Annotated in this window: 17 protein-coding genes; 8 read left to right on the top strand and 9 right to left on the bottom strand. The window is 38.1% G+C overall.

The features are described 5' to 3' along the window. Positions 1-218 precede the first annotated feature (218 nt). Together AAC073_RS15520 and AAC073_RS15515 are read left to right on the top strand one after the other, a co-directional pair. Positions 219-476 (top strand): hypothetical protein, encoded by a 258-nt coding sequence (locus AAC073_RS15520; RefSeq protein ID WP_339924701.1) that lies wholly within the window; start codon positions 219-221, stop codon positions 474-476. Next, positions 473-1,246 (top strand): helix-turn-helix domain-containing protein, encoded by a 774-nt coding sequence (locus tag AAC073_RS15515; protein ID WP_339924700.1) that lies wholly within the window; start codon positions 473-475, stop codon positions 1,244-1,246. The genes AAC073_RS15520 and AAC073_RS15515 overlap by 4 nt, the downstream gene beginning before the upstream one ends. A 14-nt stretch (positions 1,247-1,260) precedes the next feature. Here AAC073_RS15515 and AAC073_RS15510 read toward each other — a convergent pair whose 3' ends face one another. Further along, positions 1,261-2,022 (bottom strand): hypothetical protein, encoded by a 762-nt coding sequence (locus tag AAC073_RS15510; protein WP_339924699.1) that lies wholly within the window; start codon positions 2,020-2,022, stop codon positions 1,261-1,263. Between the two features lie 162 nt (positions 2,023-2,184). Between AAC073_RS15510 and AAC073_RS15505 the strand changes: the two genes are divergently transcribed. Continuing rightward, positions 2,185-2,805 carry a 2OG-Fe(II) oxygenase gene (locus tag AAC073_RS15505; protein WP_339924698.1) on the top strand — a complete coding sequence of 207 codons (621 nt, stop codon included), beginning with the start codon at positions 2,185-2,187 and terminating at the stop codon, positions 2,803-2,805. Positions 2,806-2,826: 21 nt separating this feature from the next. On the opposite strand, the gene AAC073_RS15500 is transcribed toward AAC073_RS15505, so the two are convergent. The 3 genes from AAC073_RS15500 to AAC073_RS15490 form a co-directional block, all read right to left on the bottom strand. Further along, on the bottom strand, positions 2,827-3,255 hold the full coding sequence (locus AAC073_RS15500; RefSeq protein ID WP_339924697.1) for a DUF4174 domain-containing protein: 429 nt from the start codon (positions 3,253-3,255) through the stop codon (positions 2,827-2,829). Between the two features lie 308 nt (positions 3,256-3,563). Beyond that, positions 3,564-5,624, bottom strand: a complete 2,061-nt coding sequence (metG, locus tag AAC073_RS15495; RefSeq protein ID WP_339924696.1) for a methionine--tRNA ligase — start codon at positions 5,622-5,624, stop codon at positions 3,564-3,566. 205 nt (positions 5,625-5,829) lie between these two features. Beyond that, the gene (locus AAC073_RS15490) at positions 5,830-7,161 is read right to left on the bottom strand and encodes a sulfatase (protein ID WP_339924695.1); all 1,332 of its coding nucleotides are present in this window, start codon (positions 7,159-7,161) and stop codon (positions 5,830-5,832) included. A gap of 289 nt (positions 7,162-7,450) precedes the next feature. Here AAC073_RS15490 and AAC073_RS15485 point away from each other — a divergent pair, with 289 nt between their 5' ends. Beyond that, positions 7,451-9,025, top strand: a complete 1,575-nt coding sequence (locus AAC073_RS15485) for a beta-N-acetylhexosaminidase (protein WP_339924694.1) — start codon at positions 7,451-7,453, stop codon at positions 9,023-9,025. 47 nt (positions 9,026-9,072) lie between these two features. On the opposite strand, the gene AAC073_RS15480 is transcribed toward AAC073_RS15485, so the two are convergent. Beyond that, on the bottom strand, positions 9,073-10,371 hold the full coding sequence (locus AAC073_RS15480; RefSeq protein ID WP_339924693.1) for a serine hydrolase domain-containing protein: 1,299 nt from the start codon (positions 10,369-10,371) through the stop codon (positions 9,073-9,075). Between the two features lie 274 nt (positions 10,372-10,645). Between AAC073_RS15480 and AAC073_RS15475 the strand changes: the two genes are divergently transcribed. Continuing rightward, positions 10,646-11,665 (top strand): cation diffusion facilitator family transporter, encoded by a 1,020-nt coding sequence (locus AAC073_RS15475; protein WP_339924692.1) that lies wholly within the window; start codon positions 10,646-10,648, stop codon positions 11,663-11,665. A 450-nt stretch (positions 11,666-12,115) separates the two neighbouring features. Here AAC073_RS15475 and AAC073_RS15470 read toward each other — a convergent pair whose 3' ends face one another. Further along, entirely contained in the window at positions 12,116-14,146 is a 2,031-nt protein-coding gene (locus tag AAC073_RS15470) for a M3 family metallopeptidase (RefSeq protein ID WP_339924691.1), read from the bottom strand. 45 nt (positions 14,147-14,191) lie between these two features. Here AAC073_RS15470 and AAC073_RS15465 point away from each other — a divergent pair, with 45 nt between their 5' ends. Together AAC073_RS15465 and trxA are read left to right on the top strand one after the other, a co-directional pair. Next, positions 14,192-14,746, top strand: coding sequence for a DinB family protein (locus AAC073_RS15465; RefSeq protein WP_339924690.1), 555 nt, complete (start codon positions 14,192-14,194; stop codon positions 14,744-14,746). A gap of 63 nt (positions 14,747-14,809) precedes the next feature. Next, the gene (gene trxA, locus AAC073_RS15460) at positions 14,810-15,127 is read left to right on the top strand and encodes a thioredoxin (RefSeq protein ID WP_339924689.1); all 318 of its coding nucleotides are present in this window, start codon (positions 14,810-14,812) and stop codon (positions 15,125-15,127) included. A gap of 13 nt (positions 15,128-15,140) precedes the next feature. Here trxA and AAC073_RS15455 read toward each other — a convergent pair whose 3' ends face one another. After that, the gene (locus tag AAC073_RS15455) at positions 15,141-15,620 is read right to left on the bottom strand and encodes a DUF4442 domain-containing protein (protein ID WP_339924688.1); all 480 of its coding nucleotides are present in this window, start codon (positions 15,618-15,620) and stop codon (positions 15,141-15,143) included. A gap of 334 nt (positions 15,621-15,954) precedes the next feature. On the opposite strand from AAC073_RS15455, the gene AAC073_RS15450 reads away from it, so the two are divergent. After that, entirely contained in the window at positions 15,955-16,755 is an 801-nt protein-coding gene (locus AAC073_RS15450) for a M48 family metallopeptidase (RefSeq protein WP_339924687.1), read from the top strand. A 69-nt stretch (positions 16,756-16,824) separates the two neighbouring features. On the opposite strand, the gene AAC073_RS15445 is transcribed toward AAC073_RS15450, so the two are convergent. Both AAC073_RS15445 and AAC073_RS15440 read right to left on the bottom strand, forming a co-directional pair. After that, positions 16,825-19,239: a glycoside hydrolase family 31 protein gene (locus tag AAC073_RS15445; protein ID WP_339924686.1), complete on the bottom strand. Its 2,415-nt coding sequence runs from the start codon at positions 19,237-19,239 to the stop codon at positions 16,825-16,827. Positions 19,240-19,648: 409 nt separating this feature from the next. Further along, on the bottom strand, positions 19,649-20,008 hold the full coding sequence (locus AAC073_RS15440; RefSeq protein ID WP_339924685.1) for a hypothetical protein: 360 nt from the start codon (positions 20,006-20,008) through the stop codon (positions 19,649-19,651). Positions 20,009-20,396: the final 388 nt, after the last annotated feature.

Genomic DNA, 20,396 nt, shown 5'->3' with positions numbered 1-20,396 from the left:
GTTAAGCCTGTGAGGATATATTCTCACAGGCTTTTTTATGCTTAATTCACGATATGCCTTGACGGATTGTCTAATCTTACTCCTCTTTCTCTGATGGTAATGATTTGCCTATTTGAGATTTTGATACATCAATCTCTAAACTTTTATCCCACTACAATAGGTTAATTAAAATAACATTGCTATTTTTATAATGTTTATTAAACAAACATATTGAAAAAATGAGAGACCCTAACAGCATAAGTTTTACTACAAAAAAATTGATTTCTGGTAATCTCCAGGTGAAATTTCAAATTCAAAATGCCTCTAGACCCAGTTATGGTTACCTTTTGGTCAGTCAGGCTTTTTCTGATGAAGAAATTATGGAGGAAATTAAGTTAAGATTGAATTTGCGGGAAAAATCTAAAATGGACTTATTAAAGTTTACTTTCAAAAATCAATGGAAAGATGACCATCAATTTTACTTGTATACAGCATGAGTTTTTTGGCAAGCAACCTTAAGGTATTGCGTAAAAAGTCGGGGCTAACCCAAACCCAATTGGCAGAAGAACTCGGAGTGCAAAGGACGATGATCTCTGCCTATGAAGATGGAAGGTCTGAACCAAGGCTTTCGACGATTGGCACCTTGACTAAGATTTTTGAGGTGTCTATTGATGAATTGACAAGCTGGGACATTGCGGCCAAAGGGCGTCAATTTTTACAGCGAGAAAAGTTAAAAATACTCACAGTTACCCTAGACCAGAATGATCAGGAACGGATCAGTATGGTAGGAAAAAAAGCCTCGGCAGGTTATCTTAATGGATACGCTGACCCAGAGTACATGGAGAATTTACCTAACTTTGGTCTGCCAAACCTTTCGGCAAATCAAACCTACAGGGCTTTCGAAATAAGTGGAGACAGCATGTTGCCCTTGGTGCCTGGAACCATTGTGGTTGGGGCCTACATTGAAAGCCCAGCGGAAATTAAAAATGGGAAAACATACGTATTGGTGACCAAAAATGACGGGATTGTTTACAAAAGGGTGTTTAACTATATAACTGAGAGAGGTAAATTATTTGTAGTTTCTGACAATCAAATTTATAAGCCCTACGACATTTCTATTCAAGAAGTGATTGAAATATGGGAAGCCAAGGCTTTTATAAGCACCCACTTCCCAGACCCTACACCAAATGCACCGATTTCACTAGAAGAAATAGGTAAAATGATACTAGACATTAAGGCTGATATTAGAAAAATTTCCAGCCCTTAACTTCACCCTAAATTTTACAAGAGGTCATTTAATTTCTGAGTGATTTTTTTCTTTGCGTCAAAAGATTGATCTAGGTTGATGATGCCCTTCTCAAATTCATGCCACAAACCATCTCCACAATCCAGGTAATGGCCATTTTTTTTAGGTTCTTCCTCTATTGCTAATTCGTAATCATAATCTGGAATAAAGATTAAAGAAGCAAGGTCCCTTCCGCTTTCCCAATCCATTTCCTTCTCATTCCCATTTACATTCAGCAAAACTTTCCGAATAGAAAACTTATAAACCAGATCAACCAATGTTTTCTTATCCTTTTTAATTTCAAGGTATCGTATTTGCATCGGTGCCTCTTTTTTGCTGATTTCATAAATGGCTTGGATGAAATCCTGGCAGGTAAAGTACCAATCTTCTTGATTTAGCGGAATGTCACGGATCATCTTTCCATGCACATCTTTTGCTAGCAATTTGATTCCGCCACCTTCTCCAAGGGTTTTTAGATTAGACCATTTTGAAGCAGAATAAAGCTTTTTAAAAATACCCTCCCAAAGTTTAGGGATTTCACCCTTGTACCCATAATCATCAGCCATAGTAAATCCCTCATCAATGATATCTTCAGGACTTAGGCTTTCTCTCTCCGTATACTGGAGGTCGAATTGAGTATTTACAAAATTTTTGCTGAAGGAAAGTTTAAGTTTAAAAATATGACTAAAAGGAGGAGGAACCTCCCCAGTAATAAAATCAATTTCCAATCGTATAATGTCGTCAGATTTTAAATGCATATTTCTAATTATCTATGAGCAAACACAAAATTAACGCTTAATACTAAAAATAAAGGATAAATGTGAAATTTCCATCCTGCCAATTATCAATTAGCCCAATTTCGGGTAAATTAATAATTGGCAAATGTAGATTATTACAGATTATAGTCGACATTTGGCTTTATGGATGATAGGGATAAAAACAATGACAAAGTGGTTCAGGACCTTTATGAAAAAGGCTGGTCGGTCGTGGATAACTATATCTCTGAAGCGTTCAGGAAAGATTTGCTCTGTGAACAAAAAGAGCTATTGATGCACGGGCAATTTAGATTGGCAGGAATTGGTAGTGGAGAAACTTTTGCAATTAAACCAGAGATAAGAAGTGATAAAGTGCTTTGGATGGATGAAAACCTACTGACACCCATTCAAGAAGTGTATTGGAATAAAATGGATCGTCTAAAATCTGCAATTAACCAACGTTGCTTTCTAGGACTTAAATCCTTTGAAGCCCATTTTGCCATGTATCCACAGGGTTCATTTTATTTGCGCCACTTGGATCAGTTCCAATCTGTCCAATATCGGATTGTTTCTGTTATTCTTTATTTGAATGATACCTGGGAGGAATCCGATGGGGGAGAGTTAAGAATGTATTTCACTAGACCAGATGGAATAGAAGAATACCAGGATTTCTTTCCTGTAGGAGGGAGGTTAGTCGTCTTTTTAAGCGGAGAAATACCCCACGAAGTTTTGCCCACAGCCAAAGAAAGGATAAGTATTACTGGATGGATGAAGGATAGAGATTAAGATTTTATCCAATAATTACTTCTATTTATCGGGATTCATTTTAATCTCTCTGATGCGCATGGGCATAGCATCTATGGTTTCAAAAAGTGCCTGCCAGTCAATTGAATCTCCTTCTTTTTTCATTTTTGAGGAACCGTCTTTACCTATAAGGACGTAGGAATGTTCCTTTGACCCCATCTGATAGCGCTGCTTCAACTTTTTTTGATAATCAGAATCAAAACTATGGGCTGAATTACTAATTAGGCTATCTCCAAAATAAAAGTAGATCAGGTATCGGTCCTTCAGATTTACTTCAAGATCTTCTGTCAAACTGAAGTCCATTTCCTTTGCCTTATGATCTGATGGAAAAACCAACAATACACGGTTTTTCCATTGAAGATCGGAGAGGGTAATGTTTGATTGAGACAATGTGCTGGCAATAAGGAATAAAAAAATGATTAGAATATTCATATTTGGTTTGCATATACTTTCGATAAATATAACAATTAAATAGGAGAAATGTTCTGATCACTTTGGAGTTAATCCGCTCTTAATGTTTCAGTAGTCAATTGTCTATTGTTAAAATAATAGCTGGTATACTTGATAGGAAGATGATCAAAACCATTCAGTAACCACGGAAACTCGTCCGTGGTTATTGAAATTCCTCTTGCGGAAATATAGATTGGTTCTTTTTCATTTCTAGTTGCAGCACTGGAAATTCTAATTCCCTTTAAAGGCTAGCATATCCGGATTAAATATTAAGACTTTCCTTCTAGGGTTTAACTAATAGCAGAACCTGGATTGGTCGCTTCGTGTGGGCTAAGCAGTTTTAATTTCCCTTCTGAGTCTTCGGCCATTAAGATCATCCCTTCTGAGTCAATCCCAGCCATCTTTTTTGGAGCCAAATTAAGAAGCATGGTCACTTGACGTCCAACAAGCTCTTCAGGTTGGAATTGCTCTGCAACACCACTAAGTACAGTTTTAACACCAATACCTGTGTCAACCTTTAGTTGAAGCAGTTTTTTGGATTTTTTGACCTTCATCGCTTCCACAACAGTTACGACGCGCAAATCCAATTTTCCAAAATCATCAAATGAGACAAGTTCTTTCATAGGTGCAGCTTTGTATTTTGCAGCTTCATTAAGTTTTTTGCTATCCAAAAGCTTCTGAATCTGTGTTTCTACAGTGCTGTCCTCAATTTTTTGGAAAAGCAATTCAGCTTTTCCAATGCTGTTCCCTTCTTTTACCAAATCCATTCTCCCTGCATCCTCCCAGTTCAATCCGCTTAAGCCAAGCATGTTTTTGATTTTTTCAGAAGTAAAAGGTAAAAATGGCTGAGATAAAACAGATAGGTTCGCTACTATATTGATTGCGACATTTAGTATCGTTGAAGTTCTTTCTTGATCAGTTTTAATTGTTTTCCAAGGCTCTGTTTCTGCAAGGTATTTATTGCCCGTTCGTGCAAAATCCATCATTAAGGTTAGTGCTTCTCTAAATCGGTATTTTTCTATCGATTGAGAAATTTTAGTCGGATACTCATTTAGGGTATTTATAAGTTCCTCCTCTACAGGTGCTAAACCATAATTTTTAGGGACTTTTCCTTCGTAATATTTATGTGTTAACACAAGAGCCCTATTGACAAAATTCCCAAAAATGGCAACTAATTCATTGTTATTTCTTGCCTGAAAATCTTTCCAGGTAAAGTCATTGTCTTTGGTCTCAGGAGCATTGGCTGTCAGCACGTACCTTAAGACATCTTCCTGACCAGGAAATTCCTCTAGGTATTCATGTAACCATACCGCCCAGTTTTTGGAAGTTGATATTTTTTGTCCTTCCAAATTCAAGAATTCATTGGCAGGCACATTTTCTGGTAATATAAAGTCACCAAGGGTTTTCAATATTGCAGGAAAAGTAATGCAATGAAAGACAATATTGTCCTTGCCTATAAAATGAACCAGCTTGGTTTCCTTGTCTTTCCAGTACAACTCCCAATCTTTTCCATTTTCTTTGGCCCATTCTTTAGTAGAAGAGATATAGCCAATCGGTGCATCAAACCAAACATACAATACCTTGCCTTCGGCACCTGGGATAGGTACTGGTATGCCCCAATCCATGTCACGCGTCATTGACCTCGGTTGGAGGCCATCGCCAGACTCAAGCCAACTTCTGCATTGTCCTAAAACATTGTTTTTCCAGTCATTGGCATGCTCATCTAAAATCCATTCTTTCAGAAAAGGAGTAAATTTTCCAAGGTCCAAAAACCAATGTTTGGTCATTTTTAGAACAGGTGTATTGCCACTTAGTTTAGACCTTGGGTTGATCAGATCTGTAGGACTGAGTGATGAACCGCATTTTTCACATTGATCTCCATAAGCCTCTTCATAACCACAATTAGGGCAGGTGCCTTCTATGTACCTGTCGGCCAAAAACTGATTGGCTTCTGCATCATAATATTGCTCCGTTTCCTTTTCATCAAACTCGCCTTTTTGGTACAGTTCAGCAAACAATTGGCTGGCTGTTTCATGGTGAACAGGTGAGGTGGTGCGGGAGTAATGGTCAAAGCTAATTCCGAATTTCTCAAAACTACCCTTCATGATTCCATGATACCTATCAACTACTTCTTGTGGGCTGATTCCTTCGTTTTTGGCTTTGATGGTTATGGCCACGCCATGTTCATCAGATCCGCAAACAAAGGCTACATCCCTCTGTTGCAATCTTAAGTACCGGACATAAATATCGGATGGAATATAACAGCCTGCCAAATGTCCAATATGGAGTGGGCCATTAGCATAAGGCAATGCAGAAGTAATGGTATGTCTTTTGAAGTTCTTTTCGCTCATAGAATGCAAAGATAGCTAAAATTGATTTTGAGTGAAATAGGATGGTGCATTTATCCACTGTCTCAGGGTAAGCTTTTTTAAGATAAACAGGTTGGTACCGGTGAATTTTACGGTCTGGAACAAATGTGAAAGTAAGGTTTGTTTAATGACCCAATCCGAGCAGTTGCTATTTTTAGAAACCTAAATGGGAAACAATGCCCTTCTATTAAAGGTCTCCATCAAAGCCTTTTGCCAAAGCGGTAAGTTTGGCAACTGTTTCAGCATTTTGATGGGCCACATTGTATTTTTCTGCAATGTCTTCATCCAAATTGTACAGGGCTATCTGGAATTCACCATCCGCGTTTTCATTCCATCCGATTGATTTTTTAAGGTGAAGTTTCCATTTTCCAAGTCTTACTGCTTCCAAATCACCATTTCTTGCATAAAAAAAGAACGGGCGCTCAGGGAGTATGGTTTTTTCGGGCGTTAATAAAAAGGCACTAAGGTCTATGCCATCCATTTGTATTTCCTTAGGAATTTTTGAAGAAGATATTTTTGCAAGTGTAGGGAATAAATCCAAAGTACTGACAAATTCATCTGTAACTTTTCCTTTGGGGATTTTACCTGGCCAAGCAATTATTCCCGGTACACGTTGCCCACCTTCCCAGGTTTGGGCTTTTTTTCCTCTCAATGGTTTTGCAGAGCCCTTTGCTGGACCATTGTCGGAAGTAAAAATAAATATGGTATTTTCATAGATGCCTTCATCTTTCAAAGTTTTTATTATTTCACCTGCACTCCAATCTAATTCCATAATTACATCTCCATAAAGCCCATTCTGACTTTTACCTTTAAAAGCTGGAGAAGCAAAGAGGGGGGTATGAGGCATATTGTGGGCCAAATAAATAAAGAAAGGTTTTTGCGCCCTATTTTTGATTTGTTTTATGGCCTCGTCAGTATATTTTTTTGTCAGGTATTGTTGATCAGGACCACTTTCAATTAATTTTGTATTACGGTAAAAGGGTAGTGGCGGAGACTGAAAACCGATTTTTTCATAATTATAGTTGTCCATATCATTTGAATACGGCACCCCGTAGAATTCATCAAATCCGTGATTGTTTGGCATAAATTCTTCCTTGTGTCCCAGGTGCCATTTGCCAATGCAGGAGGTGGAATACCCCCCATCTTTTAGCATTTCTGCCATTGTAAACTCTTTGGGAGATAGGCCACCATCTGAATAAGGAAATAGCACTGCCTCGTGAAGGTTGCTTCTTTTGGGATAGCGACCCGTGAGTAAGCCTGCTCGTGAAGGGGTACAAACTGTAGCGGGTACATAAAAATTGGTAAACATTATCCCCTCAGCTGCCAATTGGTCCAAGTGAGGCGTTTCAAATCCCTCTGCTCCAAAAGTGCCCAAATCACCATATCCTTGATCATCCGTAAAGAAAATAATGATATTTGGTTGATTTTTGGCGTTGCTACCCTTGTCTGTACATGATGAAAAATTGTTAAGTAATAATACCAGAAGTGCTGGCCAGCAAAGGCTTAAATTAATTCTCATATAATCCATTCTTTTGTTAAGGATTGGAAAGTGTTTGTAAATGTTTAGCAAAATGACAATGGCATTTGCTATAATTTTAAATACTGGCCAAATTTACAATTTTATCCTTGTTGTTTAAAGCCCGATTGTATATTGAAGTGATACCTATTCTTGTACCACTTTCGAGCAATTACCTAACCTGGCAAAAAGACAGCCTGAGATCGACAAATCAGAATCCTGTAGAATAACCTGTGTTGAGGATAATATTTTTTATAGTTTTGTTTTTCAAATTTTACTTGATTCAAATTTCATGATTAAAAACTGTTTTTTATCCTTGCTGCTTTTCTTGTTTACCCTTCATTTGACAATCGCTCAGGTCCAACCTGAGATCATCCCGATTCCTGCTTCTTACAAATTGATGGAAGGGGAATTTTTGTGGGACAGTAAAGTAGGGCTTATAAAAGGTGATTTTCCTGAACAAGGCACTTACCTTCAGCAAGAAGCATTGAGACTATTGGGGGTTACAATATCGGAAGGTAAATCTTCAGCGAAGTCAATTAGCTTAAGGAAATCGGAAAATTTAAGTGAAGGCTATAAAATTCAGATACATTCAAAGGAAGTAATCATAGAAGCAGCAGATGAGGAAGGTGCTTTTTATGGCGTCATTTCTTTATTGCAATTGGCGCATGCTGCTGAAGTGAAAAGAGATAATTTATCCTTGCCCAATTGGGAAATTCAAGATCAACCTAAGTATGAATGGAGAGGGGTGATGTTGGATGAATCCAGGTATTTTTTTGGCATGGATAAGGTGAAGCAATTGCTTGATCACATGGCTTATTATAAATTAAATATTTTTCACTGGCACCTGACAGATGCTCCGGGATGGCGCATCGAAATAAATGGTTTTCCAAAATTAGCTACAGTAGGAGGGATAGGTAATGAATCTGACCCTAATGCTCCGGCCACCTATTATACCCAAGAGGAAATTAAAGAGATAGTGCGTTATGCTAGCGAGCGAATGATTACTGTGATACCGGAAATAGACATGCCTGGACATGCAACGGCAGCCAACAGGGCCTATCCGGAACATAGTGGAGGGGGCTCAGAAAGGTATCCCGATTTTACCTTTCACCCAGCCAAAGAAACCACCTATTCCTATTTAAGCCAGATTTTGCGCGAGGTAGATGCATTGTTTCCTAGTAACATGATCCACCTTGGTGGTGATGAGGTGAGTTTTGGCAATCAAATGTGGCCAAAAGATCCACAGGTGCTTGATTTGATAAAAAATGAAGGGTTGAATGGAATGAAAGGAGTGGAAGACTATTTCTTTGAGAGAATGGCGGATACCCTTTTCCAGATGAACAACAAAGTTTTAGCTTGGGATGAAATGGCAGGCGCCAACTTACCCAAGGACCAAACGATAATATTTTGGTGGAGACATGACAAGAAAGAGCAGCTTAGCCTTTCCCTTCAGAATGGCTACTCCACAGTTATCTGTCCTCGGATTCCTTTTTACTTTGACTTTCTGCAACAGGAAGACCACAAATATGGAAGAAAATGGGCTGGTGCCTTTGCCCCATTAGAAGATGTTTATGATTTTGAGGTAAATGACTATGGTGTTAAGCAGGAAGAAGAGTCCCTTATACAGGGAATTCAGGCCAATCTTTGGACAGAAACTGTTGACAATGAACAGCGTTTTGATTTTTTGATGTATCCTAGAATTGCAGCTTTGGCAGAGGTGGTTTGGTCACAACAAGAGGTTAAATCCTACGCTGGTTTTTTGAATCGGCTTTCTGTTCATTTGGAAAAGTACAAAGCTGAAAAGATTTATTATTTCGATCCCTTTGAGCCTAATCATCATCCTGAACCGGTATATGAACCCTAACAGAAGTTCTTTTCTGTCAGGGTTCAGTCTTACAAAATGGGCTGGCTTTAATCGTCTATAGTGGTTCCCACCATTTGTTTAAATTTCCAGCTTGTCTGATCGCCGGTACTTCCTTGCGTTTGCTTGAGAATAATTCCTATGACCTTTTCTTGAGGGTCCGCGAAATATTGAGTGTTGAAATAACCTCCCCATATAAATGTTCCAGGAGAGCCTAGTCCGCCTTTAGCTTGGCCTTGCGCTGTCAAAACGCCAAAGGCAAGCCCATAATGCTGGTCGCCTACTCCAAATAGGTCCATGGTTTGATTGCCCATCATGGTGGCTATGGTTGTTCTGCTTAAGAAACGTTTTCCATTAAGCTCCCCGCCATTGAGGTACATTTGAAGGAATGTAGCATAGTCTTTTGCTGTGCTAGATAGCCCTGCACCGCCAGAGAAAAAGGTTTTGGCACCTTTGACAGGGTAATTAACATCGTAGAAGGTATTGGGATAATTTTTCCATTCATCGTTTACTTTATGCTGGATGGATACAAGTCGATCTGCCTTGGATTCAGGCAAGTAAAAACCGGTGTCATCCATGCCTAATGGTCCAAATAAATGTTGTTGTAAATAGGCTTCGAAGGACATTCCAGAGATCACTTCTATGAAATACCCCAGTACATCAAGCCCCATGCTATAGGTGTATTTCTCTCCAGGATTGTGGTGAAGAGGGAGTTTTGCCAGCTTAAGGACAACCTCTTTGATGGTTACAGGTTCAGTAGTAAACAAGTCTGTTGTGCCTGCTTTTTGGTAAAGCATTTTCATTCTTTCGTCTCCATCTATTAAACCATACCCTAATCCTGAAGTATGGGTAAGCAAATGTCTAATAGTAATTTCCTTATTGGCAGGAGTTGCGGTATAGGTGGTGTCAGCATAGCGGAAACTGGCCAAGACCTTAGGGTTTTTAAATTCTGGTATGTATTTGGAAATAGGGTCATCCAGGCGAAATTTTCCCTCCTCCCAAAGCATCATCACAGCAGTTGAAGTAATGGCTTTGGACTGGCTGGCAATTCTAAATATGGCATCTTTTTGTAATTTTTCCCCATTGGCATCTGCCTTTCCGTAGGCTTCATGAAAAACAATTTTACCGTTCCTGACTATGAGGGCGACTGCACCCGGAATGGTATTGTCCTCCAGAGATTGTTTTAACATAATGTCAATACGCTCCAATCTCTCCTGGGAAATGCCAACACTTGGTGGCGGAGCCACACTCAATGGGCCTGATCGCTTTGAAGTTGAAGTTTGGGCAATAAGCTCTATCCCTGTAAATAAAATAATTATAAGGAAGTAGTATGGTTTTTTTAGATTCATTGGATTGGTTGTCTTTTTAAAGAATTATCAGCTATCAAAGTAGCCAATTTATTATTAATTCCGATACCATTTCCAAGTAAAAATAGGTGTAAAACATGTATTAGGTTAAATAAAATATTGAGTCATAAGTCACAATCTTAATTTTATCACAGAGGCTATTCCTGCGTTTTAGTTTTTCTCATCAAACCAAAAGCAAAATCATTGTTTTAAATTGCTGGTTAATTTTCTCAATCGCCCAAATAAGGCTAATTTTAAACTTTAAATTTTTAGTCAGGTGAATTCAGAAAAACAGCGAATTATTCTTTGGTCAGTAGGCATTAGTATTGTATTACTGGTGGTTAAATTCTATTCCTATATACTGACAGGTTCGAATGCTATTTTAACGGATGCCTTAGAAAGCATTGTAAATGTAGTTGCTTCATTTTTTGCGCTTTACAGTATTCGATTGAGTGCTGTTCCCAGGGATAGAAATCACCCTTATGGTCATGGTAAGATAGAGTTTTTCAGTGCTGGAATAGAAGGAACACTTATCATCGTTGCTGGGATTTTCATTCTCTATCAATCGCTTAATTCACTGTTGTTTCCTCAGCCTCTTATTGAACTGCCTTTGGGAATGATATTGATTGGTTTTTCAGGAATAGTAAATGGCCTTTTGGGCTTTGTATTACAGAAAAAAGGAAAGGAATTAAATAGTATAACATTAGAAGCAGATGGCAAACATATTACTACTGATGCGATAAGTAGCTTTGTATTGATATTTGGCATAGCTATCATCTATTTTACTGGTTGGAATGTCTTGGACAGTGTTATTTCGGGACTTTTTGCTTTTTATATCATTTACAATGGCTATTTTTTGGTTAGGAAGTCGGTGGCTGGGCTGATGGATGAATCCAATCCAAAGTCCATCAATAAAGCCGTAAGAATATTAAACAAGCACCGGCAAAAAAATTGGATCGACATTCACAATATGAGGGTGCAGCAATATGGCGGTGACAGCCATATCGATTTGCATCTTACTTTACCTTACTATTATGATCTTGTTCAGGGTCATGAATGCGTGCATGAGGTAGAAGAGGTGTTGGAAGAAAATCTCTCTGGAAATATTGAGGTTTTTGTTCATGCAGATCCTTGTATTCCAGATCCTTGTTGTCATTATTGCCAGGTGGTCAACTGTCCAGTTAGACAGTTTCCCCTATCTAGGAAAATAGAATGGACAGCAGATAATATGTCCCAAAACCAGAAACATTACCATGAACTTGGTAATGTAACAACAGATTTATTGAAGAGGAAATAATTCCTATTTGTTAGCTAAGGTTAAAAAAAATAATAATTCCTTAAAATAATCCATAGCTTTTATCGTTCGTGCCATTCTTTGGAAGAAATATTAAATTTTTTATAAAAGGAATAGTTTATTTTTTCAGTCATATGTAAAATTATATGTGGCAATTATTTGTTTTCAAGCCCTATATTTTGTATATTAATATCATTAATGGAATTAAAATTCGGGGGCAATGAAAGATAAACAATTTACCGTACTACTAATGGTTTCAGCGCTAATATGGCTGTTGATAATAGGATTTATCATTATTTAAAGCACCAATTTATTTTTTCCTACATACGGACTTAGACAAGTTTTTCCGAAACGAGTTTAAAAGGGGCCCAATCGAGCCCCTTTTGTATTATCAATACGCTTGCATTTATTTTCGAAGTAAGCAAATAGTACCCTTTTGCTCACCGCTAAAAACTATACCTCAAGCCCAGCTCTTTTAATAAGGGCATCAGGTTTGGGTTCTCTACCTCTGAATCTTTTAAACAATATAGAAGGGTGCTCTTTACCTCCCATAGCAAGGATGTTGTCCTTAAAGGATTTTGCAGTTTCTTTGTCAAATACACCCTTTTCCTGAAACAACTCAAAAGCGTCAGCATCCAATACTTCTGCCCATTTGTAACTGTAGTATCCAGCTGCATAGCCCCCTTGAAAAATATGCGAAAAAGAGGAACTCATCAAGGTGTTTTCCACAGGTGCCAGCAAAGCTGTAGGCTTCATTACCTCATTTTCAAATTCAAAAATATCCGCTATGGCTTTGGGATCTGTGGTGTGGTAAGCCATGTCCAATTGCCCGAGGCTGATTTGTCTCGCAGTTTGGAAGCCTTGATGGAAATTGGCTGCTTTTTTTATGTTTTCGATATAGGAAGTAGGAATAGGTTCACCTGTTTCATAATGCTTGGCGAATAGATCCAAGCAATCTGCCTCATAACACCAGTTTTCGAATATTTGAGAAGGAAGTTCCACGAAATCCCAATAGACATTGGTTCCGGACAAGGATCCGTAAGTACCCTGAGCTAACATACCATGGAGGGCGTGACCAAACTCATGAAACAAAGTCGTGACCTCATTGAAGGTAAGAAGGCTGGGTTTAGTCTTTGTAGGCTTGGTGAAGTTGCAGACGATCGAAACATGAGGTCGGTATTCCTTGTTATTTTCGATGCGCTGGCCTCTATAAACAGTCATCCAAGCACCATTTCTTTTGCCTGCTCTGGGAAAGAAGTCTGCATAAAAAACGGCAAGATGGTTCCCGTTTTCATCATTGACTTCGTAAGCTTTTACGTCTGCATGGTAAACAGGAATGTCCTTGTTTTCATTAAATGTAACTCCATAAAGTTTTTCCGCAGTGGTGAAGACTCCATTTATGGTGCGATTCAATTCAAAATAGGGCTTTAACAGTTCATCATCCACCGCATATTTCTCCATTTTTAATTTTTCCGCATAATAGCTAACATCCCATTTGCATAGTTTATCAATATTATCAATTTTGCCTGCAAAGGCTTCTAATTCTTCCAATTCAGCTTTAGCCTTTGGTTTTGCTTTTTCTAATAATTCGTCAAGGAAAGTCAAAACCTGCTCTCCACTTTCAGCCATACGTTCTTCAAGAACAAAAGTAGCATAATTGTCATAGCCAAGAAGTTTTGCTCTTTCATCTTTTATTTTCAAGATGGCCTTAATAATTTCCCGATTGTCCAATTCATCGCCTTTGGCAGATTTGGTGTTGTAGGCTATAAATATTTCCTTTCTTAACTCCCGATTTTTAGCATAGGTCATAAAAGGGACATAGCTGGGAAATGCTAAAGTAAATACCCATTTGCCATCCTTGCCTTTTTCTTGAGCAGTTTGGGCTGCAGCTTCAATTAGTCCATCAGGTAACCCTTCCAAGTCCTTTTCTTCTGAGATAACCAATTCATATTTATTGGTTTCTTTTAATACATTTTCGCCAAAGTGTAATCCCAATTTAGACAATTCCTGATCGATAGCCCTTAGCCTTTCTTTAGCGGCACCTTGCAACAGTGCCCCATTTCTGATAAAAGATTTGTAGCTTTTTTCTAAAAGTGTGCTTTGCTCAGAATTTAGCGCTAGCTGGTCCTTTTTGTCGTAAACAGCTTTCACCTGATTAAAAAGTTCTTCATCTAAAAGTACATCATTGCTATTGTCAGACAAAAGTGGGGAGATTTCACGGGCCAGTTGCTGAATTTCTTCATTGGTTTCGGCGGCATTAATATTGAAAAAAATGGATGCTGCACTTGATAATTTTTCCCCAGAGTTTTCTAGTGCCACAATGGTATTTTCAAAGTCGGGAGTGGAAGCAGTTTTAATTTGCTTTATTTCCTCATTTACTTCAGCAATAGCACTCTTGATGGCTGGAAGAAAATGTTCATTTTTAATCTTATCAAAAGGTGCCGTTTCAAACGGTGTATTAAATTTTGCCAATAATGGATTCATATCGAAAGATTATATTTAAATTTATCTTACAAAATTAACAAAATAATGGAGACTACTAAAGGGCTTATTATTCCTAATACAGGAGACTATCCTCTCTTCTACAAAAGGTATGTTGAACTTGCTTCAGGCAAAGCGCTTAAAGCCCTCTCAGATAATCAGGAAACCTTTATAAAAAAATTATATGGTAGCCTTTCAACAGATCAGGGGATACTGAGCTATAGTGAAGGAAAATGGTCTTTTAATGAGCTTTTAGGACATATAATTGATACTGAGAAGCTGATGCATTTTAGGGCTTTAAGTATTAGTAGAGGTGAAAAAAGTAATTTACCAGGGTTCGACCAGGAGGTATATGTTGCCAATGCTGATTTCAATAATCAAACCCCTGAAAAACTTTTGTCAACCTTCCTAATGCACAGAGAATTACTATGGCACTTTATTGAAGCTATTCCTGTTATACAGTGCGGTAATATTGGTACAGTTAGCTCAAATCCGATGTCTTTGTCTGCCCTTATTTATATTATTTTTGGACACATGGAGCATCATTTAGGGATAATTAAAAAGAATTACCTGCCCGTGATAGGCTTGACTGATCCTCTGTGAGGTAGGTCACTGAGCTTTTAAGTTGATAATCCTATTTTTGTTAAAGATCTTAATAGTAATGTTATGGCAAAAGGAAAGAGTTTTTCGGAAATAATTAAAGGAGACCAGCCAGTTTTGGTGGATTTTTATGCCACTTGGTGTGGACCTTGCAAAATGATGCAACCTATTCTAACAGAAACGGCAGGGAAGGTGGGAGCCAAAGCCAAAATTATAAAGATTGACATTGACAAAAATCCCATGGCTGCCAGTAGATTCCAGGTCAAGAGTGTTCCTACTCTCGTATTGTTTCAAAATGGAAAAGTAGTTTGGAGAAAATCAGGGGTGGTACCTGCGAATCAATTGGTGGAGGTAATCAATAAGCAGGCAACTGTAAACTCCTAAAAGCTATCAAAGATTATTTTCTTTTGAAAGACCAGGTTATATCAAATCGTGCTACCATTTCTTCGGCGGGATTGTAGCCCGTTATGGTTGTTTTAACCATTGCAGTATCACCTGAGTTGGGGAGTCCTTCAAGGGTTTCTTTTATTCGTTGGCCATCCTCGCAAGTCATTGTAATCTGATCATTGGCTTTTTTGAAAAATTGGCCGTTGATATCCACTACAAGCATGGAAAAACCTTCATTGCCTGATAAGTGAAGCATACATAGCATTCCGGAAGCCAATTCTGCTCCACCACATAAGGTGGCAAAGTAAATGGATTTGAAAGGATTTTTTGTGCGCCAATTGAAAGGAATAGTAGTGCTACAAGTATTTAAATTGATGGTCTTTAACCGTACCCCCCAAAAAACAATTGATGGAAGATTTTTAAACATGTACCAGAAATAGGATGAAAACTGGGACATGGAACGAATAAAATACTGTTGATTCTTATTCATGATCACAAGGGTAAGGCTTTGAATTTAGGGAAATTTGTTGACCTGGTATTAAACATAACTATATAATTTCAATTAAAACACTGGATGTCTTTGATTAGGCTTTTATTGTATATTTCATTCTAAGCTTTTTTTTAGGGATTACTCCTCTTAAAAGCCCTCAAATTTTGATTGTTCAAACCTTTCCTTGGGGCTTAAATTCATAAGCAATGCTTTGAAAGTTCAGGAAGGGAGTTCTTGGATTTTCATAAACCAATTATTTATACCTTTGCTATTAATCTGGCATCTTTTTTGGTGCTTTGCAAATAATATTACGTTTGTTTGAAATTAAGAAAACATGAAAAAAATCATAACACTTCTCTTTATAGGATTATTTGCTTACAGCTGCGCTACAGTGCCTTTGAGTGGAAGAAAACAACTGAGTATAGTAAGTAACGAAGAGGTGCTTCCATTGGCCTTTGATCAATACGGACAAGTACTGAAAGAAAGTAAAGTGCTTACAAATACAAAAGAAGGGCAGGAAATAGTAAAAGTAGGTAATCGTATAGCTGAAGCTGTAGATACTTATTTGAATGACAATGGCTACGCTTCAATCACTGATGGATTCAGTTGGGATTTTAATCTTCTGGAAAGTGACCAAGTGAATGCTTGGTGTATGCCTGGTGGAAAAGTTGCTTTTTATACAGGTATTCTCCCCATCTGTGAAGATGAGGCAGGAATCGCTGTGGTAATGGGCCATGAGGTAGCTCATGCCATTGCTAGCCATGCAAGAGAGCGTATGTCACAAGGAATGGTAGCCAATGGTTTGGTTGGTGGACTTCAAGTGGCCATGGGTGAGGATCCAAGTTTAACCCAAACAATATTTTTACAAGCAGTAGGCATTGGTGGCCAGGTAGGTATGTTGAAATTTGGCAGAGACCAAGAGCTTGAAGCAGATCAGTTAGGGCTAATATTTATGTCTATTGCCGGATATGATCCAAGAGAAGCACCTGGTTTTTGGGAAAGAATGAATGCCCAATCAGGAGGTTCAGGGGGAACTCCAGAGTTTTTATCTACACACCCTGGTCCAGAAAGGCGAATTGATCAGCTTAACAAACAAATGGACGAAGCCTTGAAGTATTACAATAAAGAAAAATAAAAAGTATTAAAACCCCTTTCTACACAATTAGAAAGGGGTTTGTTTTTAAACGGATAGTTAGTTATAGTTTCAGCTTAAATCTATTTCAAAGTAGTCGTTGTCATTTAAATCCACAGAGAAGCCAGGGATTTTTTTACATATTTTAAAGGAATGACTACCATCTGGCAAAGGGTCGAAGGAAGAAATTTCATCTAAGAAGGCTACATTGCTTTTCGTTATTTTCAATCCTTTTTCATTCAATGTGGCACTTTTTATAGCTGTTCCATAGAAAAAGACATTGACAGTATTAAATTCACTTTTAAAACTTGTAGCAATCTTTTCAATGGTTAGCCTGTTGTTTTCAAAATCCATAGTGAATAGGGTTTTAGAAAAGTGCCCTTGTTGGTAGGCTGTACTTTTTCCGTCATCTTCATAAACGAATTGCTTAGTAAGGCCCTGTCCTTTGTAAATATGCAGGTTTAAATGCCCGTCATGCATTTCGTCAGCATGATTTGTAGCTGACTGCATGGCGAGTATAGCCCCGGACTTCACAAAAACGGGTAAGTATTCAAGTGGACATTCCCAAAGCATTTCTTGATTTCCTCCAAAACGCTCTCCGGTAAATAGGTGGTACCAATCCCCTTTAGGAAGATAAATTTTTGTGATCTCTTTATTGCTTTCAACAGGCATCACGAGAAGGTTATCACAGAAAAGAAATTGATTTTCAAAGGCGGTATAAAATACTTTGTCGTCAAAAGAGTAATCTATGGATAAACTTTTTGTGACTGGAATACCTGATTTGGAACTGTTGTGAAAAGCGGTGTAGATTGTTGGCATAAGTTTATAGCGAAGCCTAATATAATTTTTAGCAATTTCTTCTACTTCTTCTCCAAAGGCCCAAGGTTCTGATGCATTGCTATTGATCATGGTATGAGCCCGAAAAAGTGGGCAAAAGGTGGCAATAGAAATCCACCTCGCAAATAAATGAGGAGCTGTATTCCCTACAAAACCTCCTATATCGTAGCCAGAGAAGGAAACGCCACTAAGGCCTAAGCTGTTTACAAGCCTCACTCCAGCCATCATATGTTCATTACTAGCTACATTGTCTCCTGTCCAGACGGCAGCATAGCGCTGTATCCCCGCAAAACCTGAGCGAGACAATACAAAAGGTCTAAGGGATTTGGCGTGTCTGGACTGGCCATTATTGGTACTTCTGGCCATTTGCAGGCCATAAACATTTCTGCCTTTCTTGTGGCTGGCACCTTGCCCTTCAAAGAAAAATTGAACCAGATCAGGGACAATTTGTCCCCAAGTGGCAGGTTCATTCATGTCCGTCCAAAAACCATCGACTCCTGCTTCGATATAAAAGTTTAGCTTTTGCTCCCACCAATCTCTGGCCTCAGGATTGGTGAAATCAGGAAACACACACCAACCTGGCCAAACTTTCCCTTCATAGTTTTCACCATCGGGGTACTTTAGATACAAGTCCTTGCTTTTGCCCTCCACATAAGGTAAGTATTCCCCATCTACTTTAATTCCAGGATCCAGAATAACTACAATTCGGAAGCCACGGTCTTTTAGATGCTTTATCAGTTCAGCCGGTTTTGAAAAATTTTTCTTGTCGAAAGTAAATACTTTATATTCCTCCATATGGTGAATGTCTAAGTAAATTACATCTGCAGGGATTTCCTTGTCTCTAAATGTAGTGGCAAGTCGGATTACCTCCTTATCAGGAAAATAAGAGTACCGACATTGTTGGTATCCCAATGCCCATTTAGGAGGGATGGGCGTTTTACCTGTTAAATCTGCATAAGCCGAAAGTACATCGCTTACGGATTCGTCATGCATGAAATAATAATCCAAATCTCCGTCTTCAGCTGTGAAATAGGAGAACCGATTGTTTCCAGCTCCAAAATTAAAGGTGCTTTTGTGGGTGTTGTCAAAAAATATACCGTAGCAGTTGTCATGGTGTAGCCCAATATAGAATGGGATAGACAAATACAAAGGGTCGGCATTGGTGGCATATCCAAAATGATCGGTATTCCAATTGGTATACGTTTGACCATACCTGTTCAATCCGCCAGTTTTTTCCCCCAGTCCTATAAACTTTTCCCATTGTTGTAGCTTTTTATAACTGCTTACTGCTGTTCCCTGCCAATTGATGCCAAAGGATGGATCATCTTCATTGAGGGTTATTCCTGAAGCGTTTTTGAAAATCACCCGAAAATTATTTTTGGCAATATGAACTTGTATTTTGCTAGTCTTTAGTAGGTAAAAATCTTTGTTTTCCTCCCAGGAGAAATTAGTGATTTTAGGCGATGATATAACACTATATGGGTTTGGACTGAATTCATCGTTACGGGTTATCTGTACCCGAACGGTACTTTCATCATAAATCAAAAGCTGAAAAATACATTTTTCCGTTTTTCCTTTGACACCTGTATCGATCAAAGAACAACTTGTAACCCCTCCGGGTACATCCATTCCGAAATTATTACTGCTCATAATATATAATGTTAAGAGACCTTAATTCTCAATAAAAAAAGTGGAACCTATTGCCTGACAGAATCACTTTCCCACGCATAAATATCAGCAAAGGTTGAGACAGGTCAGGCAATGAGCAATCCATTGCATAATTTGGTTTAATTTGAACAAAATAAACCAAATTAAAAAAAGAAATTTTAGGGAATAAAGATGTTTTAGTTGGAATTGATAAAATAGGGTTTTAATAGAATTACCCTAATAATGCAAATAGTCTAGATATACCTGATGGCAGACTAGACTATTTGCTTTAAAAATTTTAAGCACTTACTTTAAATATAGAAAAATAATTCGTTAAGACATCGGTTTCATATAATTAGGGAAACCTTTGTGAAACAATTGTTTAGGTGAAAAATTAAAACTTGAACATAAGCTATTTATCTTCCTCCTTTATGGCTCTCTTAATCAAGTATTGCTTTGGCTGAGGCATCTGAACCTTTTTGTCCAACGTAATTGCTGGTTTGGAAGGAAGCGTGATTTTAATGATTTTGAAATCTTTATAATTGCCCATAGGTGCTACCATAGTAGGAGAGCTTTCAAATGCCATAATTTCTGCATTTGGTGTAGTGACAGAAACTTTATCAGGATCAAGTGCATCTAACTGCATGGCTTCAAATTCCTGGAAATGATATGTATTGTCCCTTGTTTTTCTTTCGATTTCAGGAAGATCCTGTGCGTTTATACCAACGGTAATAAGCAAAAAACAAAAAGTAAATATAGTGGCTGTTCTCATGTCTAAGATGTTTATTTAAATTAAACCTGTCATAAGGTAAATATTTAATGACGGAATTCCCAACAAATAATTAAAAAATATACAATTTATATTTATGTGATCGGTACAATAAGATGTTGAGGGTGGTTAATAACGGATGAAAGGATTGGGCTTCTTTATGGCAAGTGGAAGGTCTAGGCTCTTTTTCAATGTCTAACCTAAGCATGCCAATGCTGTTCTTCCCTATTGGCTAGCCCTTAAAAGTGGAATGCCGTAGGTGACTTCATTCTAACCCTTTCACTGTTTGTAATCAAAGACTTAATTTTGGCAGGCAAAAATTATGGAAAAGTGTGGTGGGACCTCCGTTCTTTCAGCCCTCTGTTTTCTTTACTGAACAGATACCCTATGA

The organism is uncultured Cyclobacterium sp., assembly GCF_963977555.1.
In the GTDB taxonomy this organism is placed as follows: Bacteria; Bacteroidota; Bacteroidia; order Cytophagales; family Cyclobacteriaceae; genus Cyclobacterium.
The sequence above is the reverse complement of the archived record's forward strand: the minus strand, read 5'-3'. Positions and strand labels throughout refer to the sequence as shown.

Coding starts and splice junctions, on each gene's coding strand:
- AAC073_RS15505 (WP_339924698.1), top strand. CDS start 2,185: ATGGATGATAGGGATAAAAACAATGACAAAGTGGTTCAGGACCTTTAT.
- AAC073_RS15445 (WP_339924686.1), bottom strand. CDS start 19,239: ATGAGCAGTAATAATTTCGGAATGGATGTACCCGGAGGGGTTACAAGT.
- AAC073_RS15455 (WP_339924688.1), bottom strand. CDS start 15,620: ATGAATAAGAATCAACAGTATTTTATTCGTTCCATGTCCCAGTTTTCA.
- AAC073_RS15485 (WP_339924694.1), top strand. CDS start 7,451: ATGATTAAAAACTGTTTTTTATCCTTGCTGCTTTTCTTGTTTACCCTT.
- AAC073_RS15515 (WP_339924700.1), top strand. CDS start 473: ATGAGTTTTTTGGCAAGCAACCTTAAGGTATTGCGTAAAAAGTCGGGG.
- AAC073_RS15470 (WP_339924691.1), bottom strand. CDS start 14,146: ATGAATCCATTATTGGCAAAATTTAATACACCGTTTGAAACGGCACCT.
- trxA (WP_339924689.1), top strand. CDS start 14,810: ATGGCAAAAGGAAAGAGTTTTTCGGAAATAATTAAAGGAGACCAGCCA.
- AAC073_RS15440 (WP_339924685.1), bottom strand. CDS start 20,008: ATGAGAACAGCCACTATATTTACTTTTTGTTTTTTGCTTATTACCGTT.
- AAC073_RS15490 (WP_339924695.1), bottom strand. CDS start 7,161: ATGAGAATTAATTTAAGCCTTTGCTGGCCAGCACTTCTGGTATTATTA.
- AAC073_RS15500 (WP_339924697.1), bottom strand. CDS start 3,255: ATGAATATTCTAATCATTTTTTTATTCCTTATTGCCAGCACATTGTCT.
- AAC073_RS15465 (WP_339924690.1), top strand. CDS start 14,192: ATGGAGACTACTAAAGGGCTTATTATTCCTAATACAGGAGACTATCCT.
- AAC073_RS15510 (WP_339924699.1), bottom strand. CDS start 2,022: ATGCATTTAAAATCTGACGACATTATACGATTGGAAATTGATTTTATT.
- AAC073_RS15450 (WP_339924687.1), top strand. CDS start 15,955: ATGAAAAAAATCATAACACTTCTCTTTATAGGATTATTTGCTTACAGC.
- metG (WP_339924696.1), bottom strand. CDS start 5,624: ATGAGCGAAAAGAACTTCAAAAGACATACCATTACTTCTGCATTGCCT.
- AAC073_RS15480 (WP_339924693.1), bottom strand. CDS start 10,371: ATGAATCTAAAAAAACCATACTACTTCCTTATAATTATTTTATTTACA.
- AAC073_RS15520 (WP_339924701.1), top strand. CDS start 219: ATGAGAGACCCTAACAGCATAAGTTTTACTACAAAAAAATTGATTTCT.